Origin of the sequence: Hoeflea marina (assembly GCF_003182275.1) — a bacterium.
GTDB lineage: Bacteria > Pseudomonadota > Alphaproteobacteria > Rhizobiales > Rhizobiaceae > Hoeflea > Hoeflea marina.
In genome coordinates this window covers 274,754-293,075 of the sequence record NZ_QGTR01000004.1, presented here as the reverse complement: position 1 = coordinate 293,075, position 18,322 = coordinate 274,754, and the positions used below count along the sequence as shown (strand labels likewise).

The window sequence follows — 18,322 nt, the reverse complement described above, 5'->3', positions numbered from 1 at the left end:
GCCGGTCAACAAAACCCCGCCGGGAGGGATTCTCGGCGGGGTCTGGGATTGCGGCCCGGAGAGCCGGGCAGGCGCCGTGAGGCTATTCGACGTCGGTGTGGTCGACCGGCGTGACCATCGCCGAAATCACGTGCTGGATGTTGAGGGCACCGATCAGCTTGCCGTCGCTGTCCACCACGTGGCTGTGGCTCTGGTTCTGGTCCGTCATCTTCTTTGCCGCCAGTTCGAGGATCGTGCCCGATTTGATCGGCATGCCGAGCGCTTCGCCGTTGGGCGGCGTCATGACCATGTCGATGGTGATGACGCGGCCGCGATTGACCTCCCGCACGAAGCTGGAGATGTACTCGTCGGCCGGTGCGAGGACGATTTCCTGCGGCGTGCCCTGCTGCACCACCTCGCCGTCCCGCAGGATGGCGATGCGGTCGCCGAGCCTCAGCGCTTCGTCCAGATCGTGGGTGATGAAGACGACAGTCTTGCGGATTTCCTTCTGCAGGTCGAGAAGAACACTCTGCATGTCCATCCGGATCAGCGGGTCGAGAGCCGAGAAGGCCTCGTCCATGAGCAGGATCGGCGCGTCATTGGTCAGCGCGCGGGCCAGGCCCACCCGCTGCTGCATGCCGCCGGACAGCTGATTGGGATAGCTGTTCTCAAAGCCGTCCAGGCCGACGCGGGAAATCCAGCGACGTGCCTCTTCTTCCTGCTTTGCCCGCGGCAGGCCCTGGATCTCCAGGCCGTAGACGGTGTTTTCAAGCACCGTGCGATGGGGAAGCAGGGCGAACTTCTGGAACACCATCGCCGTCTTGTGGCGGCGGAATTCCCTCAGCTCATTCTCGTTCATCTTGACGACATCGTCATCACCCACCAGCACCTCGCCCGCGGTGGGATCGATGAGCCGGTTGATGTGGCGGATCAGCGTCGACTTGCCGGAGCCGGAGAGCCCCATGACGACCTGGATGCCGCCGCCGGGCATGTCGATGTTGATGTCCTTGAGACCGAGGACATGGTCATATTTGTCCTTGAGCTCGGCCTTGGTCATGCCCTGCTTGACCTGGTCGATATAGGCTTCCGGACTCGACCCGAAGATCTTGTAGAGCTTGCGGATGCTGATGCCGATGCCTTGTTTTGCCTCAACCATGTACGACCTCCAGATGCTTCTGCAACCGCTTGCCATAGGCCTGGCTGGTGCGGTCGAAGATGATGGCGATGCCGACGATGGCGAGGCCGTTGAAAATACCCAATGTGAAATACTGGTTGGCGATGGCCTTGAGCACCGGCAGGCCGAGGCCCTGGACGCCGATCATCGAGGCGACGACGACCATGGCGAGCGCCATCATGATCGTCTGGTTGACGCCGGCCATGATGGTGGGGAGCGCCAGCGGCATCTGCACGTTGACCAGCCGCTGCCAGTTGGAGGAGCCGAAGGCGTCGGCCGCCTCGAGCACATCCTTGTCGACCAGCCGGATGCCGAGATTGGTCAGGCGGATGATCGGCGGAATGGCATAGACCATCACCGCGATGAGGCCCGGAACGCGGCCGATGCCCAGCAGCATGACCACCGGAATGAGATAGACGAAGCTCGGCATTGTCTGCATCACGTCGAGAATCGGGTTGATCACCGACTGGACCCGGTTCGAGCGACCCATCAGGATGCCGATGGGAATGCCGATGATGATGGCCATGATGGTCGCCACCACGGTCATGGCGACCGTCTTCATGGTGTCTTCCCACATGTCGAAATAACCGATCAGCAGCAGTGTCACGATGACACCGACAGTGATCTTGGCGCTGCGGCTGGCAAGCCAGGCGATGATCGCAAAGCCGAGGATGACGAGAGGCCAGGGCGATTGCGTCAGAAGTGTCTCGACGCGATACATGAACCATTGCACCGGATAGAGCAGGGTTTCAAATGTGTCGCCGTTGGCGCGGGTAAATTCACGAAACCCCAGATCGATCGCCTTCTTGAGGGCGGTGAGTCTCTCTGTGTCCATGGCGGGAAATTTTGTGAGCCAATCCATATTCACGCTCCAAATACGGGAAATGAGTGTGCGCTGATGCCGAGGCGACCAGCAATTCATCGCTGCCTTCAGCCTGACGATTGCACCACTTGGCGCGTGCCCCCGGTTCCGGCTCCAGAGCAATGCGGCTGTGTCCCCCGCCGCGCTACGCTGGAAAGAAATGTGGCGGACCAGGGCCCGCCACACCGTAAGCGATAGTTTACATCACTGCTTTCTTGATTTTCTCGGCGGCTTCCGGCGACACCCACTTCGTCCAGATGTCTTCATTTTCCTTGAGGAAATGACGGGCGCCGGCTTCGCCGGTTGCCTGGTTGTCAGCCATCCATGCGAGCAGGGTGTTGACGGTCGAGTTGGGCCAGCTGCGGTTTGCCAGATACTCGTAGGCAGGTCCGGCGCGCTTCTTGAAGGAATCCGTCACGACCGTGTAGACTTCCGACTTGGACCAGGCATTCTTCTTGGGGTCGGGGCAATCGGTGATCGATGTGCAACGGTCCCATTCAGCCTTGTCGTGCGGAACGCCATGTTCGAGCTTGACCATCTCGTACTTGCCGAGGATGGCGGTCGGAGCCCAGTAGTAGCCGAGCCACGGATCTTCGCTTTCGTAGGCCTTGGCGATCGAGCCGTCGAGGCCTGCGGCCGAACCGGTCTCGACCGTCACCCAGCCCTTGTCCGCGGCGCCGTAGGCCTTGAACAGGTTGGTGGTGATGATGCGGCAGCCCCAGCCTTCGGGGCAGTTGTAGACGCCGCCCTTGCCGGCATTTTCCATGCCGGGCGCCGGGAACAGCTCGGGGTGTGCGAGAGCGTCGTCAATGGATTTGATTTCCGGATGTGCTTCGGCGAAGTACTTGGGAATCCACCAGCCTTCGACGCCGCCATCGCTGAGCGATTCGGAAGCGTAGTCGAGCTTGCCTTCGGCGACGGCCGCGTCGAGCAGTGTGCGGAGCGAGTTGATCCAGGCTTCGGGAGCGACGTCCGGTTCCTGCTTTTCGACCATCGAGGTGAGCGTCGGTGTGGTGTCGCCGGCAACCAGTTCGGCCTGGCAGCCATAGCCTTCGGAAAGGATGATTTCATCGATATTGGCAAGAACCTCGGCCGAAGCCCAGTTCATGTTTGCGATCGTGACGCGACCGCAGTCTTCAGCGGATGCAGCGCCGGCAAAGCCCATCAGGCCTGCGGCGAGCACGGTGGAAGCGAGGAGCTTCTTCATATGTTAAGACCTCCCAGTCTTAAGAGCAGTGGATTTCCCGTTTTGTGGCATCCGGTCACTGCGTTTACCGGACGTCGGTCGGATTTGAAGGCGTTGTGCCTTGAGAGCATCTAAGCCCATCTGAGCAGTCTCTCATGCCGCATTGGCGACATGAAGTGGTGCAGGCGCGCCCCGCGGAACTCTGTCGCGGAACGCCAGTGGGCTCCAATCCGTCAAGCCTAAGCGCTCGCCGATAAAAATCAACCTCCCGCCGAACAATTGCCGACATTCTGAACAAATGCGCAGATGCGTTCCGATACCCCCTGCACCGCCGCGGTCGGCGATGATCTGAATCCCGCTATGTCTGCGTGCGATCCTGCGCCCATTCTCGGGGAATAGACGGATGGACGGCGGTAAAGTTTCAAAAACAGGAGCGATTCATACTTGCTTAGGGTTTCGATAACCGTCCGGTAACGATGTCCGAGTTACACATCTCTCACGGCGGGGGACACCTGCTGACCGCCCCGGATCAGGTAATGCGTACCGGGGCGTCGTGGATCTCATGTGTTGTGTGGGGTCGCCAAGCGTATCTTTGGCAGGCCGCCGGTTTGGAAACAGACCCGGCGGCCTTCGCATTTCCGGCTCTGGCCGATTCTCAGGACCTCGTTTTTCCAGACAGCAAAAAGCCGCCTCCGGTTGCCCGTGGCGGCTTTGGCAGGTCCCGATCGTCGGCGTGGTTCAGCCGGCGGAACTGGTCCGGATGAAGCGGCTGAATCCAGCCATCAGGCCGCGGGGGCGGCTCTTGGTGGACGGGCCGGTGCTGTTCCAGGCGATGTGAATTCCGTTGCTGCCGTTGAAGATAAATAGCATGGTCGTCAATCTCTGTTGGGCCTTGCGGGCCATGGGTTTGCGGGTGACCCGCACTGGGCGTGGATCTAGGCTTTTTCGTGATGATGCAGTGCAAGAATTCCGGCATCCTGTGTCGCATTTCGGACGTGCTATTCCAAATGCGCCGGCGTTGCGGTCCAACGCCTTCCGGCGGCTCGGGAAATGGCGCTGCCGGGCCGGGATAGCGGCGCATCGCCGCTATCCCGTTGGCGTCCGCCAGTGCTAGAGCACATCGCGTGAATTCGGATTCACGCGATGTGCTTAGCTCTTTCTAATTGTGCATGTCGTGATCCCGAAACCGTTGCACACCTTCGGCCGATATGCGTTAGGGAGGGACATGACCAAGGCGTTGATGTTTCAGGGGACCGGCTCGGACGTGGGCAAGACCGTTCTGGTGGCGGGCTTTTGCCGGCTGGCGGCTAATCGCGGTCTTGTCGTGCGGCCGTTCAAGCCGCAGAACATGTCCAACAACGCCGCCGTCGCTGACGATGGCGGCGAGATTGGCCGGGCGCAGTGGCTGCAGGCCCTGGCCTGCCGGCAGCCGTCCTCGGTGCACATGAATCCGGTGCTGCTCAAGCCGCAGTCGGAAACCGGCAGCCAGGTGATCGTGCAGGGCAGGGTGCACGGCCAGGCGCGCGGCCGGGACTACCAGCGGCTCAAGCCCGAGCTGATGGCGGCGGTGATGGACAGTTTTACCCGGGTCAGCGCCGGCGCCGACCTGGTGCTGGTCGAAGGGGCGGGGTCCCCCGCCGAGATCAATCTCCGAGCCGGCGACATTGCCAATATGGGATTTGCCACGCGCGCGCGCGTGCCCGTGGTGCTGGTCGGCGACATCGACCGCGGCGGCGTCATCGCCTCGCTGGTGGGCACCCACACGATCCTGCCCGACGAAGACCGCGCCATGGTGGCGGCCTATCTGATCAACAAGTTCCGCGGCGACGTCACGTTGTTTGATGCAGGCATCACGGCCATCGGCCGTTTCACCGGATGGCCCTGTCTGGGCGTGATCCCCTGGCTCAAGGATGCCGCGCGGCTGCCGGCCGAGGATTCGGTGGCGCTGGAACGGCTGGCGCGCGGCGAGGCGCGGGCCTTGAAGGTCGCCGTGCCGATGCTTGGGCGGATTGCCAATTTCGACGATTTCGACCCCCTCAAGGCCGAGCCCGAGGTGGATCTGGTCTTTGTGCGTCCAGGCGAACGCTTGCCCGCCGATGCCGCCCTGGTGGTGCTGCCGGGGTCGAAATCGACCATCTCCGATCTTGAGGATTTCCGCGCCCAGGGCTGGGACCGGGATCTCGCGGCTCATCACCGCCGCGGCGGGCGCATCATCGGCATCTGTGGCGGCTTCCAGATGCTCGGGCGGCGGGTCACCGATCCGCTCGGCATCGAGGGCCGCCGGAGCGAGATCGAGGGTCTCGGCCTGCTCGATATGGAAACCGAGATGGCGCCCGAGAAAACGGTGCGGAACGTCAGGGCCCGCCACGCCAGGAGCGGCGCTGCGCTTGACGGCTACGAGATCCATCTCGGGGTGACGCGCGGGCCGGACTGCGCGCGGCCTTTCGCCGTCATCAACGATCATCCCGACGGCGCGATCTCTCCCGACGGACGGGTCTGCGGCACCTATCTGCATGGGCTGTTCGGCTCCGACGCCTATCGCGCTTCGCTGCTGGCCGAATTCGGCATTCTCGCCGGCCTGGCCGATTACCGCGGCGCGGTGGATACGGCGCTCGACTCGATCGCCGAGGATCTCGACCGGCTGGTGGGTTTCGAGGCGATTGTCGCGGCAGCGGCATCGATCGCCTGACCGCGCCGCAAACGCGATTGACACCCGCAGGCGCCCTCACTATCAATCAGAGGACTGAATGGTTCCACGGCGGCAAATTGTCGCCAGGATCAAAAGGGAATGCGACGGGATCGACCCAAGCAGGGAATCCTTATCGCAGCCGACCCCGCGACTGTAGAGCGGCGAGGCGAATGTCACCGGCCGGCATGCCGGATGAAGGCAGGGCAATTCCGCCCGGACTTTCAACCCCGATGCCGATCGGCCAAGCCACTGGCGTGGCGGTATGAGCAACCAGGCGCGGACGCCTCCTGATCTACGAATCGTCCCGTTTCATCACCGTCGCAACCGCCGGGAAGGCCGACATTCGCTGATGGCAACGAAGTTGCCGTGACCCGCGAGCCAGGAGACCTGCCATTCGACAGGGCGTTCTCGCCCGAGCCCTGGGAGAGGTCCTCTTCCATGCCATTCACGGAGGTTGTCATGGCTGCCAACACTGTTTCGTCTTCGCTCGCCACCCGCACCAGCGCCCGCGCGACGGCCGGCCTGATCGCGCTTCTTCTCGGCGCTTTCCTGGTCTTCGGCGTCGGTCTCGCCAATTCCGCGGCGCTGCACGATGCGGCGCACGACACGCGCCATTCCTACGGCTTTCCCTGCCACTGAGGGATTGATCCGATGATTGTCAGGTTTCTCCTGGCGGCGCTTGCCGCCGGGCTCATTGCCGGTTTGGCGATGACCCCCGCCCAGTACATCAAGATCGTGCCGCTGATCCTGCAGGCCGAAGCCTATGAAGGCGGCGGCAGCGCCGCCGTTTCCACGCACGACCATGGAGCCGGCACGACCGAAGTTGCCGGCCACGACCATGGCGCAGCCACGCCCGCGGGCCATGCTCACGCCAACACGGACGCGGCAGCGCCCGCCAGTGCGGCGCCCGAAGCCCATTCTCATGATCACGGCGATGGCGAATCCGTGCTCGGCTTAGGCCGGCTCGGCAACACGGTGCTCGCGAACCTCGCGGCCGGCGGCGGCTTCGGGCTGATGCTGGCGGCAGCGGCGTTGCTGCTCGATATCCGCTTCGGCAAGGGCAAGCAGGCCGTCGGCCGCGGCCTGCTGCTCGGGGCCGCCGGCTGGTTTGCGGTGCAACTGGCGCCGGCCTGGGGCCTGCCGCCCGAGCTTCCCGGCTTTCCCGAGATCGACCTGCAGGCGCGGCAGACCTGGTGGATGATCACGGTGGCGCTGTCGGCGGCCGGGATCTGGCTGGTCGCGCTCAGGCCCGAATGGATCGCCAAGTCGCTCGGCGTGGTGCTGATCGTGGCGCCGCATGTCTATGGCGCGCCGCAGCCCGCGGACATTTCCAGCGCCGTCCCGGCGTTCCTGGCGGCCGAATACACCGTCGCTTCGCTGGCGACCACGCTCGGCTTCTGGCTGCTGCTCGGCGGCCTGCTCGGTCACTTCCTGTCCCGGGTCGACGAAGGCGCATCGGTGTGAGCGGCCGGGTTGCCGCACTGCAGCCAGTGACGCTGGTGCTGGGCGGTGCTCGCTCGGGCAAATCGGGCTTTGCCGAAAGCCTGGTCACGCAGGCCGCCCCATCCTGGCTCTACATCGCCACCGGCCAGGCCTGGGACGCGGAGATGGGCGAGCGCATCGCCCGCCACCAGGACCGGCGTGGCGACGGCTGGACGACCATCGAGGAGCCGCTCGATCTCGCAAGCGTGCTCAAGCGCGAATCACGCCCGGATCGGCCGGTGCTGGTCGACTGCCTCACCTTGTGGCTCACCAATCTGATGCTCGCCGACAAGTCGGTCGACCTGGAGGTCGATGCGCTGCTGGCAGCATTGCCCGGGCTTGCCGGCCCCATGGTGCTGGTCTCCAACGAGGTCGGCCTCGGCATCGTGCCGGAGAACGCCATGGCCCGCGCCTTCCGCGACCACGCGGGGCGGGCGCACCAGAAAATCGCGGCAATTGCCGAGACGGTCTATTTCGTGACCGCCGGGCTGCCATTGAAAATGAAGGGTTGAAAGATGCAGACGACAAAGATTCCCGCCACCGTGATCACCGGCTTCCTCGGCGCCGGCAAGACCACGCTGATCCGGCACATGCTGACCCACGCCAAGGGCAAGCGCATCGCGCTGATCATCAACGAGTTCGGCGATCTCGGCGTTGACGGCGACGTGCTGCGCGGCTGCGGCGCGGAAGCCTGCCGCGAGGACGACATCATCGAGCTCACCAATGGCTGCATCTGCTGCACCGTGGCCGACGATTTCATTCCGACGATGGAAAAGCTTCTCGCCCGCGACAGTCGTCCCGATCACATCATCATCGAGACCTCCGGCCTGGCTCTGCCGCAGCCGCTGGTGGCCGCCTTCAACTGGCCCGGCATCAAGACCCAGGTTACCGTCGACGGCGTCATCACCGTGGTCGACAGCGCCGCGGTCGCCGCCGGTCGCTTTGCCGACGATCATGACAAGCTCGACGCCCAGCGCATGGCCGACGACCAGCTCGACCATCACAGCGCGCTCGAGGAACTGTTCGAGGACCAGCTGACGGCCTCCGACCTGATCGTGCTCAACAAGGCCGACCTGGTGTCCGACGAGGCCATCGAGGCGATCCGCGCCGACATTTTCGCCCATCTCAAGCGGACGCCCGCTGTCATCGTCTCGCGCAACGGCGAAGTCTCGCCGGAAGTGCTGCTGGGCCTGGGCGTCGGCAGCGAGGACGACATCGCCAACCGCAAGTCGCATCACGAGATGGAGCACGAGAATGGCGAGGAGCACGACCACGACCACGACGAGTTCGAGAGCTTCATCGTCGAATTCGGTGCGGTCGCTGACCCGGCGGGCTTCCAGAACGGGCTCAAGGCGATCATCGCCGAGCACGACGTGCTGCGGCTCAAGGGATTTGTCGCCATGCCCGGCAAGCCGATGCGCATGGTGGTCCAGGCCGTGGGCTCGCGCATCGACAGTTATTTCGACCGGCCCTGGGGCGCCGACGAAGCGCGCGCCACAAGGCTCGTGGTCATCGGCCTGCACGATATGGACGAAGCCTCCATTCGCTCCGGCCTGACCGCTCTCGGGGGCTGAGCCGCCATGCATCTGCTGCTCGCCCAGAAGGGGACGCTGTCGGAGGAGGGCGAGGCGCTCGACCTCGGACAGACCCCGGGCGACATCGTCCTTCTGAGCGCCGCCGACACGGAACTTGCGGCCATCGCCGCGGCGCGGGCCACGACCGGCGGGCTCGACTGGCGGCTTGCCAATCTCGGCCAGCTCCGCCACCCGATGTCGGTCGACACCTATGTCGCCAAAACGGTCCGGCACGCGAAGCTGGTGGTTGTCCGGGCGCTGGGCGGCGCCAGCTATTTCTCCTATGCGCTGGAAGCGCTGCACGCTTGCGCCGTCAACGGCAAGTTCGCCATCGTGGCGCTGCCCGGAGACGACAAGCCGGATCCGGGGCTCGACTCCTTTTCCACCGTCGCTGCATCCGACCGGGCACGGCTCTGGGCGTATCTGAACGAGGGCGGGGCAGAGAATGCCGCCGCCTTTGTCGCGGCGGCCGAGGCGCTGGTCACTGGGGTCGAGGCGCCCGCGCCGGCATCGCCGCTCCTGAAGGCGGGGCTGTGGTGGCCGGGTGTGGCCTCGCCGTCGCTCGACAGGCTGCGCGCCGAGCACTGGATCCCGGGCGCGCCGGTGGCGGCGATCTGCTTCTACCGGGCGCTGGTGCAGAGCGGCCAGACCGCCCCGGTCGAGGCCTTGATCACCGCCTTGCGCGAGCAGGGTGCCAACGCGCTGCCCGTCTTCGTCTCCAGCCTCAAGGATGCCGTCTCCTGCGGCACGGCGGAGGCACTGTTCGCCGACTGCGCGCCCGACGTGGTGATCAACTCCACCGGCTTCGCCGTCTCCGCGCCGGGAGGGGTCACAAAGGGCACAGTGCTGGAATCAACCGGCGCCGTGGTGCTGCAGGCAGTCTTCGCCTCGACCACGCGCGAGGCCTGGGCGGGCTCTTCCCAGGGCATGAATTCGCGAGATCTCGCCATGCACGTGGCGCTGCCGGAAGTCGACGGCCGGGTGCTCGGCCGCGCCGTCAGCTTCAAGGCGGCGGCGCGCTTCGACCCGCTGGTCGAGACCAACATCGTCACCCACGAACCGGCGCCCGACCGGATGGCCTTCGTCGCCGAACTCGCCGCCCGCTGGGCGCGGCTCAGGCGCAAGCCCGAGGCGGAGCGCCGCGTGGCGATCGTTCTCGCCAATTACCCCAACCGCGACGGCCGCATCGCCAACGGCGTCGGCCTCGACACGCCGGCGGGCACCGTCGAGGTCATGAAGGCCATGCGCGCGGCTGGCTATGCCATCGGCAAATTGCCCGCCGACGGCGATGCGCTGATCGACAGGCTCAAGGCCGGACCGACCAATGCCCTGGTCGAAGGCCGCACAGGCGGCGAGGAATTGTCGCTGCAGGATTACGCTGCGTTTTTCGCCACGCTGCATCCGGACGTGCAAGAAGCCGTCACCAAACGCTGGGGCGCGCCCGAGACCGATCCGTTCCTCGCCGATGGCGCCTTCCGGCTGCCGCTCCTGCGCTTCGGCAATGCCGTCGTCGGCATCCAGCCGGCGCGCGGCTACAACATCGACCCGAAGGCGAGCTACCACGCGCCCGATCTGGTGCCGCCGCACGGCTACCTGGCCTTCTACTGCTGGCTCAGGCGCTGCTTCGACGTCGATGCCGCCGTGCATATGGGCAAGCACGGCAATCTGGAATGGCTGCCGGGCAAGGCGCTGGCGCTGTCGTCCGCCTGCTATCCGGAAGCAGCGCTCGGCCCGACGCCGCATGTCTATCCCTTCATCGTCAACGATCCGGGCGAGGGGACGCAGGCCAAGCGCCGCTCCGCCGCCGTCATCATCGACCATCTCACCCCGCCGCTCACCCGGGCCGAGAGCTACGGGCCGCTCAGCGACCTCGAGGCGCTGGTCGACGAGTTCTACCAGGCTTCGGGCCACGATCCGCGGCGGCTGAAACTGCTCAAGGGCCAGATCCTCGACCTGGTGCGGGACATCGGCCTCGACACGGATGCTGGCATCGCAGCCGGCGATGACGACGACATGGCGCTGGAAAAGCTCGACGCCTGGCTCTGCGATCTCAAGGAAATGCAGATCCGCGACGGGCTGCACATCTTCGGCCTGGCGCCCGAAGGCCGTCTGCTCACCGACCTGGTGGTGGCGCTCGCCCGCCTGCCGCGCGGCACCGCCCCGGGCGAGGCGAGCCTGCACCGGGCGATTGCGGCGGATGCGGGGCTTTCGGCAGGGTTTTCCTCCCCCGATACGGGGGAGGTGGCCGCGCGCAGCGCGGACGGAGGGGGCAGTGCCATCTTCGACCCCCTCGACTGCGCCATGGGCGCGCCCTGGTCCGGACCGCGACCCACCGAACTCCGCGCCGTCAGCGACGATCCGTGGCGGACCAACGGCGACACCGTCGAACGCATCGAACTCATGGCGGCGCAATTCGTCTCCGGCGAAACGGCCGTGCCAGCCGGCTGGGCCGCGACGGCGGCCGTGATGGCCGAGGTGAACGCCACCATCCGGCCCTCCGTCACGGCCTCCGGCCCCGCCGAAATCGACGGCATCCTCACAGCATTGTCAGGCCGCTTCGTCGCCCCCGGCCCCTCCGGTGCGCCGACGCGGGGACGGCCGGACGTGCTGCCGACGGGGCGCAATTTCTACTCCGTCGACAGCCGCGCCGTGCCGACGCCGGCGGCCTGGGAGTTGGGGCGGAAATCCGCCGAGCTGCTGGTCACCCGCCATGTGCAGGATCATGGCGAGTGGCCGACCTCGTTCGCCATCACCGCCTGGGGCACTTCGAACATGCGCACCGGCGGCGACGACATTGCCCAGGCGCTGGCGCTGATCGGGGCAAAGCCGGTCTGGGACATGGCCTCGCGCCGCGTCACCGGCTACGAGATCATCCCGATGGCGATGATGGCGCGGCCGCGTGTCGACGTGACGCTTCGCATCTCCGGCTTCTTCCGCGATGCCTTCCCCGACCAGATCGCGCTGTTTGACCGGGCGGCGCGCGCGATCTCGCTTCTCGACGAGGACCGCGAGGACAATCCGCTGGCGGCCCGCGCCCGTGAGGAAACCGCAGGCCTGATCGCCAAGGGCGCCAGCGCCGAGGATGCCGCACGCCAGGCCTCGTTCCGGGTGTTCGGCTCCAAGCCCGGCGCCTATGGTGCCGGCCTGCAGGCGCTGATCGACGAGAAGGGCTGGACGAGCCGCGACGATCTCGCCGAGGCCTTCATCGTCTGGGGCGGCTACGCCTATGGCGCGGAGGCCGAAGGCCAGCCGGCGCGAAGCCTGTTCGAGCAGCGGCTTTCGAGCGTCGATGCGGTGGTGCAGAACCAGGACAACCGCGAGCACGATCTTCTCGATTCCGACGATTATTACCAGTTCGAGGGCGGCATGACGGCGGCGGTGGAATCGCTGAAAGGTTCTCGCCCGGCGATCTACCACAACGACCATTCGCGCCCCGAGCGGCCGGTGATCCGCTCGCTGGAGGAAGAGATCGCCCGCGTGGTGCGCGGCCGCGCTGTCAATCCGAAATGGATCGCCGGCGTCATGCGCCATGGCTACAAGGGCGCCTTCGAGATGGCGGCGACGGTCGACTATCTCTTCGCCTTCTCCGCCACCACCGGCGCGGTGCGCGACCACCATTTCGAGGCGGTCTACCAGGCCTATCTCGTCGACGGCGCGGTGCTCGACTTCCTGCGCGAGAAAAACCCCGATGCGCTGAGGGAAATGGCGGCTAAGTTCGACGAGGCGATCGAGCGCGGGCTGTGGCGGCCGAGAAGCAATTCGGCGCGCTTCGATCTTGCGCAACTCTCTCAAGGAGATGAAGCCCATGGTTGACCTGACGGGACGCTGCCTGTGTGGCGGCGTGAAGCTGAAAATTCACGGCGCCATCATCGGTGCCAATCACTGCCATTGCGAGAGCTGCCGCCGGGCGACGTCGTCGCCGGTCACGAGCTTCTTCACCGTGGCCACGGGCGATGGTGAGCTCGAGGGCGATGCCGTGCGCTTCTTTGCCTCCTCGGCGGGCGTGAGGCGGGGCTTTTGTGGAAATTGCGGCTCACCGCTGTCCTACGAGTCGGATCAGCGCCCTGGCGAGATCGACTTTTACGTCATGCTGCTCGAAGAGCCGGCCGCGATCACGATGCGGCAGCATGATCACTGGGGCGAGCGGGTCGGCTGGCTGACCGTTGCCGATGACCTGCCCAAGGACATTGATTGAGCATGAACTTTGCCATCACCGAGATCGAGGGCGAGGCGGACGATTTCGCGGCCTCGCTCAACGCCATGCTGGATGCCGCCGCACTCGAGCTGGACAAGCCCTTCATCGAGACACCCCTGCACCTGAGGGCCGATGCCGGTGACGGTGCCCTCATCGGCGGCCTTGCCGCCTGCACCATGCAGGGGTGGCTGTTCGTCAGATATCTCGTCGTCGCCGAGGGCCGGCGCGGCAGCGGCCTCGGCCGCGCGATGATGCTGCGGGCCGAGGAGATCGCCCGCGACCGCGGTCTGGTGGGCGTCTATCTCGACACCTTCGATTTCCAGGCACCGCGATTCTATGCCAGCATGGGCTATATCGAATGCGGCCGTCTTCCGGCGGCCGGCGGCGCGCCGCAACGAATCTGGTTCGCCAAGACATTTCAGACATCGGAGTAAGACATGAGCGACGACCGCCCCAAGATCACCGACGGCATGACCGAGGAAGAACTCAACGCCCGCCACGCCGAGAAGATGGCCAAGAAGAAGGCGGCGCGCGAGAAGATCATGGCCACCAAGACCGGCGAGAAGGGCCTGGTCATCGTCCATACCGGCAAGGGCAAGGGCAAGTCTTCGGCCGCCTTCGGCATGATCTTCCGCCACATCGCCCACGGCAAGCCGTGCGCGGTGGTGCAGTTCATCAAGGGCGCGATGTCGACCGGCGAGCGCGACCTGATCCTCAAGCACTTCTCCGAGATCTGCCAGTTCCACACCATGGGCGAAGGCTTCACCTGGGACACCCAGGACAAGGCCCGCGACATCGAGATGGCGCAGGCCGCCTGGGCGAAGGCCAAGGAGATGATCCGCGACGAGCGCAACTCGATGGTGCTGCTCGACGAGATCAACATCGCCATGCGCTATGACTATATCGACGTCAACGAGGTGATCGATTTCATCGCCACCGAGAAGCCGGCGATGACCCACGTCGTGCTCACCGGCCGCAACGCCAAGGACGAGCTCATCGAGTTCGCCGACCTGGTCACCGAGATGGAGATGGTCAAGCACCCGTTCCGCTCCGGCGTGAAGGCGCAGATCGGCGTGGAGTTTTAGACAGGCGTAGCAATGAGCCTATCGGCAAGCTGGCAATTCTGGGCTCTGGTGGCCGCCGTGTTTGCGGCGCTGACGGCGATTTTCGCCAAGATCGGCATCAGCGACATCGACAGCGATCTGGCCACCTTCATACGCACCTGCGTAATCATGCTGGTGCTTGGTGCCATCCTGACGGCGATGGGCAAATGGCGCAATCCGCAGACAATCCCGCTGAAGACCTGGTTCTTTCTCGGACTGTCCGGCCTCGCCACCGGCGCCTCGTGGCTCGCTTACTTCCGGGCGCTGAAACTGGGTGACGCCGCCCGTGTGGCGCCGCTCGACAAACTCTCGATCGTGATGGTGGCAATCTTCGGCGTCATGTTCCTGGGCGAACATCTGTCCGCGATGAACTGGTTCGGCGTGGGGTTGATCGCCACAGGCACGATCCTGCTCGCCGTGTTCTGAAGCCTCTCAGATTCCCAGCCACACCCTGACCGGGTTGGCCGGATCGCTGGCGAGCTTCAGCGCCAGCGCCGCGCAGGTGATGACCAGCAGCGGCTTGATGATTCGTGCGCCGTTCTTCATGGCGAAATGCGAGCCCGCCTGGGCGCCGGCGAATTGCGCCACGCCCATCATCAGGCCTATCTTCCAGGAGATGACGCCGAAGACCGCGAAGACGGCGAAGGCGCCGAAATTCGAGGCAAAATTGAGCAGCTTGGTATGGGCGGTGGCCTTGAGCACGCCGTAGCCGGCAAGCGCCACGAAGGCGAGCATGAAGAAGGATCCGGCGCCGGGACCGAAGATGCCGTCATAGAAGCCGACCAGCGGCACGATGGTGGCGGCGAAGATCAGCGCCGGCATCCGGCGGGCGCGGTCGATATCGCCCATATTCGGCTTGAAGGCGAAGAACAGCGCGATGGCCACCAGCATGAAGGGCAGCACGGCGCGGAAGACGTCGCCGGGCACATAGGCGGCCAGCAGCGCCCCGACAGCGGCACCGGCGGCCGACAGCAGCGCCGAGCCGAACTGGCTCCGCAGGTCGACATGACCCTTGCGCGCATAGGCGATGGTGGCGGAACTCGAGCCGAACAGGCCCTGCAGCTTGTTGGTGCCGAGCGCCTCCACCGGCGAAAGCCCGGCCAGCAGCAGCACCGGCAGGATGATCATGCCGCCGCCGCCGGCAATCGAATCGACAAATCCGGCCAGAAATGCCGCCAGCAGCAGCAACAGCATCAGGAGAAGGGTCGGATCTGACATGGGGGGCCTGGCTCGCGGAAACGTGGCGAGCCTATGACACGGACCGGTGGCAGGGACAATGCCGGACTTGCATCCGGGGCAACGTGGCGAGCGGTTCCGCCGGTCGGCAGGCCGATGGGAATTTCCTGCCGATTTCAATTCCGCCCGACCCGGCCTAAGATGCGCCGTCAGTCGGGAATCATCCCGATGCAACAGGAAGCGACCGAACTGTCCAACCTCGTCAAGGTTCTGGCCGAACGCTTCCGGCGCAAGCCGGTCCGTTCTCCCGCGATCGAAAGACTTGCCGGCGATCCCGTCGCCATGGCGCAGATGCTTCTGCTGTTCCGCGTGGTGCTGCTGGACGGCGTCGTGCGTCAGGAAGAGCTCAACGGCTTCGAGCGTGTCTGCCGCGACAGGTTCGACATCGGCGCGGAGGATCTGGCGGCCATGCACGCCTTGCTCGATTCGCCGGAGGGGCGGGCGGTCGAGGCCGAAAAGTTCGAATTGCTGCGGATGCTGGGGCGCGCGGAACGAAGGCAGCTGCTGGCCGCAATGATCAGCATCGCGGGCGGCGAATCGGCTATGAACGAAGACACACAGCGGCTGATCGGCAATACCGCCGACCTGCTCGGAATCGATCCGGATATCGAAGGAATTTCGCCATGACCGACACGCCCTCCGGTTCACAGACATGGCTGGACAAGGTCCGCGGCCTGTTCGACACCCATTCGTCGATCGAGACCGTGGCCGACGACCCGCATCTGGTCGCCGAACTGCTGCTGCTGGTGCGCATGTCGTTCGCCGACGCCAAGGTCGGCCCCGACGAAGCCGCGGCCTTCACCAGCGTCTGCACCCGGCTGCTCGGCCTGCAGGCGGACGAACTGGGCGACATTCTCAAATACATCGATGATTTCGGCTATGAGACCACCGACGCCCAGGCAGCCGACATGCTGGCGGCGCTGCCGGTCGCGCGCAAGCGCCAGATTCTCGAGCATATGGCGGAAATCGCGCGTGCCGACGGCGACATCGACGACCGCGAGAAAGCGCTCTTCTCGGCCACCGCGCGGCGGCTCGGCATGGCCTGAGCGAGGTCCGGGACGACCGCGCTTTTCCACGGCCATGACGCGAATGATGCCGGCGCTGGCGCAATCGGGGTTTGACCCCCGGGGACGATCGGCCTAAGACTCCGGCCCATGTGCGACGGCGCCTGGTGACAGGCTGAGAGTGATTTCGGTGCGGCTGACTTAGATCAAGGGCCAAGTCCGAAGCTGTCCGGTTCGGTCCCCTGGCCTGGCGTTTCGCGTCGGCTGGTTGCCGGCGTTTCGTGCAAATTTTGTCACGTCGTCCGGAGGCGCCCGATGCGCAAGCTGATACCTTTCCTTCTGATCTTCCGTGCCTTCGGCGCCGGCCAGGCGCACGCCCATGGCGGGCATCTGGGCGAACTGGCCGGTCACAGCCATTGGGTCGGCTGGGCTGCCGCCGCGGGGGCGGCGGCGATCGCCGCCTGGGCCGGCAAGCGCAAGCTCAACGCCGATCGTGACAGCAAGGAAGCCGACGCAAGCGCGGACGCGGAACCGGACACCCAGGGCGCGGAGGCCTGACACAATGGAAAAGATAGGAATCATGGTTTGCGGCCACGGCAGCCGCAACCAGAACGCCGCGCGCGAATTCGCCACGGTGTCGGAAGGCCTGCGCGCCCGCTATCCCGACACGCCGGTCGAATACGGCTATCTCGAATTCTGCAATCCGGTGATATCCGAGGGGCTCGACCGGCTGCGCGCCAAGGGCGTCACCCGGGTGCTGGCCGTGCCGGGCATGCTGTTTGCCGCCGGCCACGCCAAGAACGACATTCCCTCCGTGCTCAACACCTACCAGGCGCAGAACCGCGACATGGTGATCAGCTACGGACGCGAACTCGGCATCGATCTCAGGATGATCCGCGCCGCCGGCGCCCGCATCACCGAAGCCGTCGAAGCCGCCAATGCCGAGTTCGGCGAACTGCCGCTGCATGACACCATGCTGGTGGTGGTCGGCCGCGGCTCGTCGGATCCGGACGCCAATTCCAACGCCACCAAGGTGATGCGGATGCTCTGGGAAGGGCTCGGCTTCGGCTGGGGCGAGACGGTCTATTCCGGCGTCACCTTCCCGCTGGTCGCCCCCGGGCTCAAGCACGCGGCCAAGCTCGGCTACAAGCGCATCATCGTGTTTCCCTATTTCCTGTTCACCGGCGTGCTGGTCAAGCGGATCTATTCGCAGACCGACGAGGTGGCCGCCGAGCATCCCGAGATCCAGTTCGTCAAGGCTTCCTATCTCAGCGACCACCCGCTGGTGCTCGACACCTTCCAGGACCGGGTGCAGGAAATCCTCGACGGCCAGGCGCTGATGAACTGCCAGATGTGCAAGTACCGCGAGCAGGTGCTGGGCTTCGAGGCCGAAGTCGGCCTGCCGCAGGAAAGCCACCACCACCATGTCGAGGGCATCGGCGGCGGTCTTGAGAACTGTCCCTGCAAGGGTGACTGCGACGCGTCGTGCCGCGAGGAGGAGTTCTGCCGCGCCCATGGCCTGCCGTGGACGCCGGTGCACAGCCATTCGAGCCCCGCGGCGCTCGAGCCTGTGGCTCATGCGCACGGCGATCATGAGCATCATGACCATGACCATGGCCACGATCATCACCACCATGACGGCGGCCACGATCACGGAAACGACCACGATCACGATCACGGCCATTCGCACGACCATGCCCACGATCATGCCCATGCCCATGATCACCCGCATGACCACAGTCACGACCACGGCGACGGCCATGCCCATCACCATCATCCCTATCCCCATGCCGACCACCCGCTGGGACCGCGCTCGATGGACAAGAAGAAGGTCTGAG

Annotated in this window: 19 protein-coding genes and 1 riboswitch; of the genes, 14 read left to right on the top strand and 5 right to left on the bottom strand. The window is 65.3% G+C overall.

Annotated features, from left to right (window positions below; genetic code table 11):
• Nucleotides 1-82: 82 nt before the first annotated feature.
• The 4 genes from DFR52_RS16775 to DFR52_RS24535 form a co-directional block, all read right to left on the bottom strand.
• Nucleotides 83-1,135: a quaternary amine ABC transporter ATP-binding protein gene (locus tag DFR52_RS16775; RefSeq protein ID WP_110033150.1), complete on the bottom strand. Its 1,053-nt coding sequence runs from the start codon at nucleotides 1,133-1,135 to the stop codon at nucleotides 83-85.
• The gene (locus tag DFR52_RS16770; RefSeq protein WP_110033149.1) at nucleotides 1,128-2,015 is read right to left on the bottom strand and encodes an ABC transporter permease; all 888 of its coding nucleotides are present in this window, start codon (nucleotides 2,013-2,015) and stop codon (nucleotides 1,128-1,130) included. Before DFR52_RS16770 ends, DFR52_RS16775 begins: the two co-directional genes overlap by 8 nt.
• A gap of 199 nt (nucleotides 2,016-2,214) precedes the next feature.
• The gene (locus DFR52_RS16765; protein WP_110033148.1) at nucleotides 2,215-3,222 is read right to left on the bottom strand and encodes an ABC transporter substrate-binding protein; all 1,008 of its coding nucleotides are present in this window, start codon (nucleotides 3,220-3,222) and stop codon (nucleotides 2,215-2,217) included.
• A 717-nt stretch (nucleotides 3,223-3,939) separates the two neighbouring features.
• Nucleotides 3,940-4,104: a hypothetical protein gene (locus DFR52_RS24535; protein WP_158284985.1), complete on the bottom strand. Its 165-nt coding sequence runs from the start codon at nucleotides 4,102-4,104 to the stop codon at nucleotides 3,940-3,942.
• A 322-nt stretch (nucleotides 4,105-4,426) separates the two neighbouring features.
• Here DFR52_RS24535 and DFR52_RS16760 point away from each other — a divergent pair, with 322 nt between their 5' ends.
• From DFR52_RS16760 to DFR52_RS16715, 10 genes are all read left to right on the top strand, one after another.
• On the top strand, nucleotides 4,427-5,890 hold the full coding sequence (locus tag DFR52_RS16760) for a cobyric acid synthase (protein WP_110033147.1): 1,464 nt from the start codon (nucleotides 4,427-4,429) through the stop codon (nucleotides 5,888-5,890).
• A gap of 42 nt (nucleotides 5,891-5,932) precedes the next feature.
• Nucleotides 5,933-6,299: riboswitch (cobalamin riboswitch) on the top strand.
• Nucleotides 6,300-6,349: 50 nt separating this feature from the next.
• Nucleotides 6,350-6,529, top strand: coding sequence for a CbtB domain-containing protein (locus tag DFR52_RS16755; protein ID WP_110033428.1), 180 nt, complete (start codon nucleotides 6,350-6,352; stop codon nucleotides 6,527-6,529).
• Nucleotides 6,530-6,541: 12 nt separating this feature from the next.
• Complete coding sequence (locus tag DFR52_RS16750; protein ID WP_110033146.1) at nucleotides 6,542-7,354, top strand: CbtA family protein; 813 nt, start codon at nucleotides 6,542-6,544, stop codon at nucleotides 7,352-7,354.
• On the top strand, nucleotides 7,351-7,884 hold the full coding sequence (gene cobU / locus DFR52_RS16745) for a bifunctional adenosylcobinamide kinase/adenosylcobinamide-phosphate guanylyltransferase (RefSeq protein WP_110033145.1): 534 nt from the start codon (nucleotides 7,351-7,353) through the stop codon (nucleotides 7,882-7,884). The genes DFR52_RS16750 and cobU overlap by 4 nt, the downstream gene beginning before the upstream one ends.
• 3 nt (nucleotides 7,885-7,887) lie before the next feature.
• Nucleotides 7,888-8,946 (top strand): cobalamin biosynthesis protein CobW, encoded by a 1,059-nt coding sequence (cobW, locus tag DFR52_RS16740; RefSeq protein ID WP_110033144.1) that lies wholly within the window; start codon nucleotides 7,888-7,890, stop codon nucleotides 8,944-8,946.
• A gap of 6 nt (nucleotides 8,947-8,952) precedes the next feature.
• A complete protein-coding gene (gene cobN, locus DFR52_RS16735) occupies nucleotides 8,953-12,759 on the top strand; it encodes a cobaltochelatase subunit CobN (protein WP_110033143.1) in 3,807 nt (1,268 codons plus the stop codon).
• On the top strand, nucleotides 12,752-13,141 hold the full coding sequence (locus DFR52_RS16730; protein WP_158284984.1) for a GFA family protein: 390 nt from the start codon (nucleotides 12,752-12,754) through the stop codon (nucleotides 13,139-13,141). Before cobN ends, DFR52_RS16730 begins: the two co-directional genes overlap by 8 nt.
• Nucleotides 13,142-13,143: 2 nt before the next feature.
• On the top strand, nucleotides 13,144-13,575 hold the full coding sequence (locus DFR52_RS16725) for a GNAT family N-acetyltransferase (protein ID WP_110033141.1): 432 nt from the start codon (nucleotides 13,144-13,146) through the stop codon (nucleotides 13,573-13,575).
• 36 nt (nucleotides 13,576-13,611) lie between these two features.
• Nucleotides 13,612-14,226: a cob(I)yrinic acid a,c-diamide adenosyltransferase gene (cobO, locus tag DFR52_RS16720; protein WP_110033427.1), complete on the top strand. Its 615-nt coding sequence runs from the start codon at nucleotides 13,612-13,614 to the stop codon at nucleotides 14,224-14,226.
• A 12-nt stretch (nucleotides 14,227-14,238) separates the two neighbouring features.
• Nucleotides 14,239-14,670 (top strand): EamA family transporter, encoded by a 432-nt coding sequence (locus tag DFR52_RS16715; protein ID WP_110033140.1) that lies wholly within the window; start codon nucleotides 14,239-14,241, stop codon nucleotides 14,668-14,670.
• 6 nt (nucleotides 14,671-14,676) lie between these two features.
• Here DFR52_RS16715 and DFR52_RS16710 read toward each other — a convergent pair whose 3' ends face one another.
• The gene (locus DFR52_RS16710) at nucleotides 14,677-15,462 is read right to left on the bottom strand and encodes a TSUP family transporter (protein WP_110033139.1); all 786 of its coding nucleotides are present in this window, start codon (nucleotides 15,460-15,462) and stop codon (nucleotides 14,677-14,679) included.
• 186 nt (nucleotides 15,463-15,648) lie between these two features.
• Here DFR52_RS16710 and DFR52_RS16705 point away from each other — a divergent pair, with 186 nt between their 5' ends.
• From DFR52_RS16705 to DFR52_RS16690, 4 genes are all read left to right on the top strand, one after another.
• A complete protein-coding gene (locus DFR52_RS16705) occupies nucleotides 15,649-16,107 on the top strand; it encodes a TerB family tellurite resistance protein (protein ID WP_158284983.1) in 459 nt (152 codons plus the stop codon).
• Entirely contained in the window at nucleotides 16,104-16,526 is a 423-nt protein-coding gene (locus tag DFR52_RS16700; protein ID WP_110033137.1) for a TerB family tellurite resistance protein, read from the top strand. Before DFR52_RS16705 ends, DFR52_RS16700 begins: the two co-directional genes overlap by 4 nt.
• A 273-nt stretch (nucleotides 16,527-16,799) precedes the next feature.
• Entirely contained in the window at nucleotides 16,800-17,042 is a 243-nt protein-coding gene (locus tag DFR52_RS16695; RefSeq protein WP_110033136.1) for a DUF6732 family protein, read from the top strand.
• A gap of 4 nt (nucleotides 17,043-17,046) precedes the next feature.
• Nucleotides 17,047-18,321: a sirohydrochlorin chelatase gene (locus DFR52_RS16690; RefSeq protein WP_110033135.1), complete on the top strand. Its 1,275-nt coding sequence runs from the start codon at nucleotides 17,047-17,049 to the stop codon at nucleotides 18,319-18,321.
• Nucleotide 18,322 lies beyond the last annotated feature (1 nt).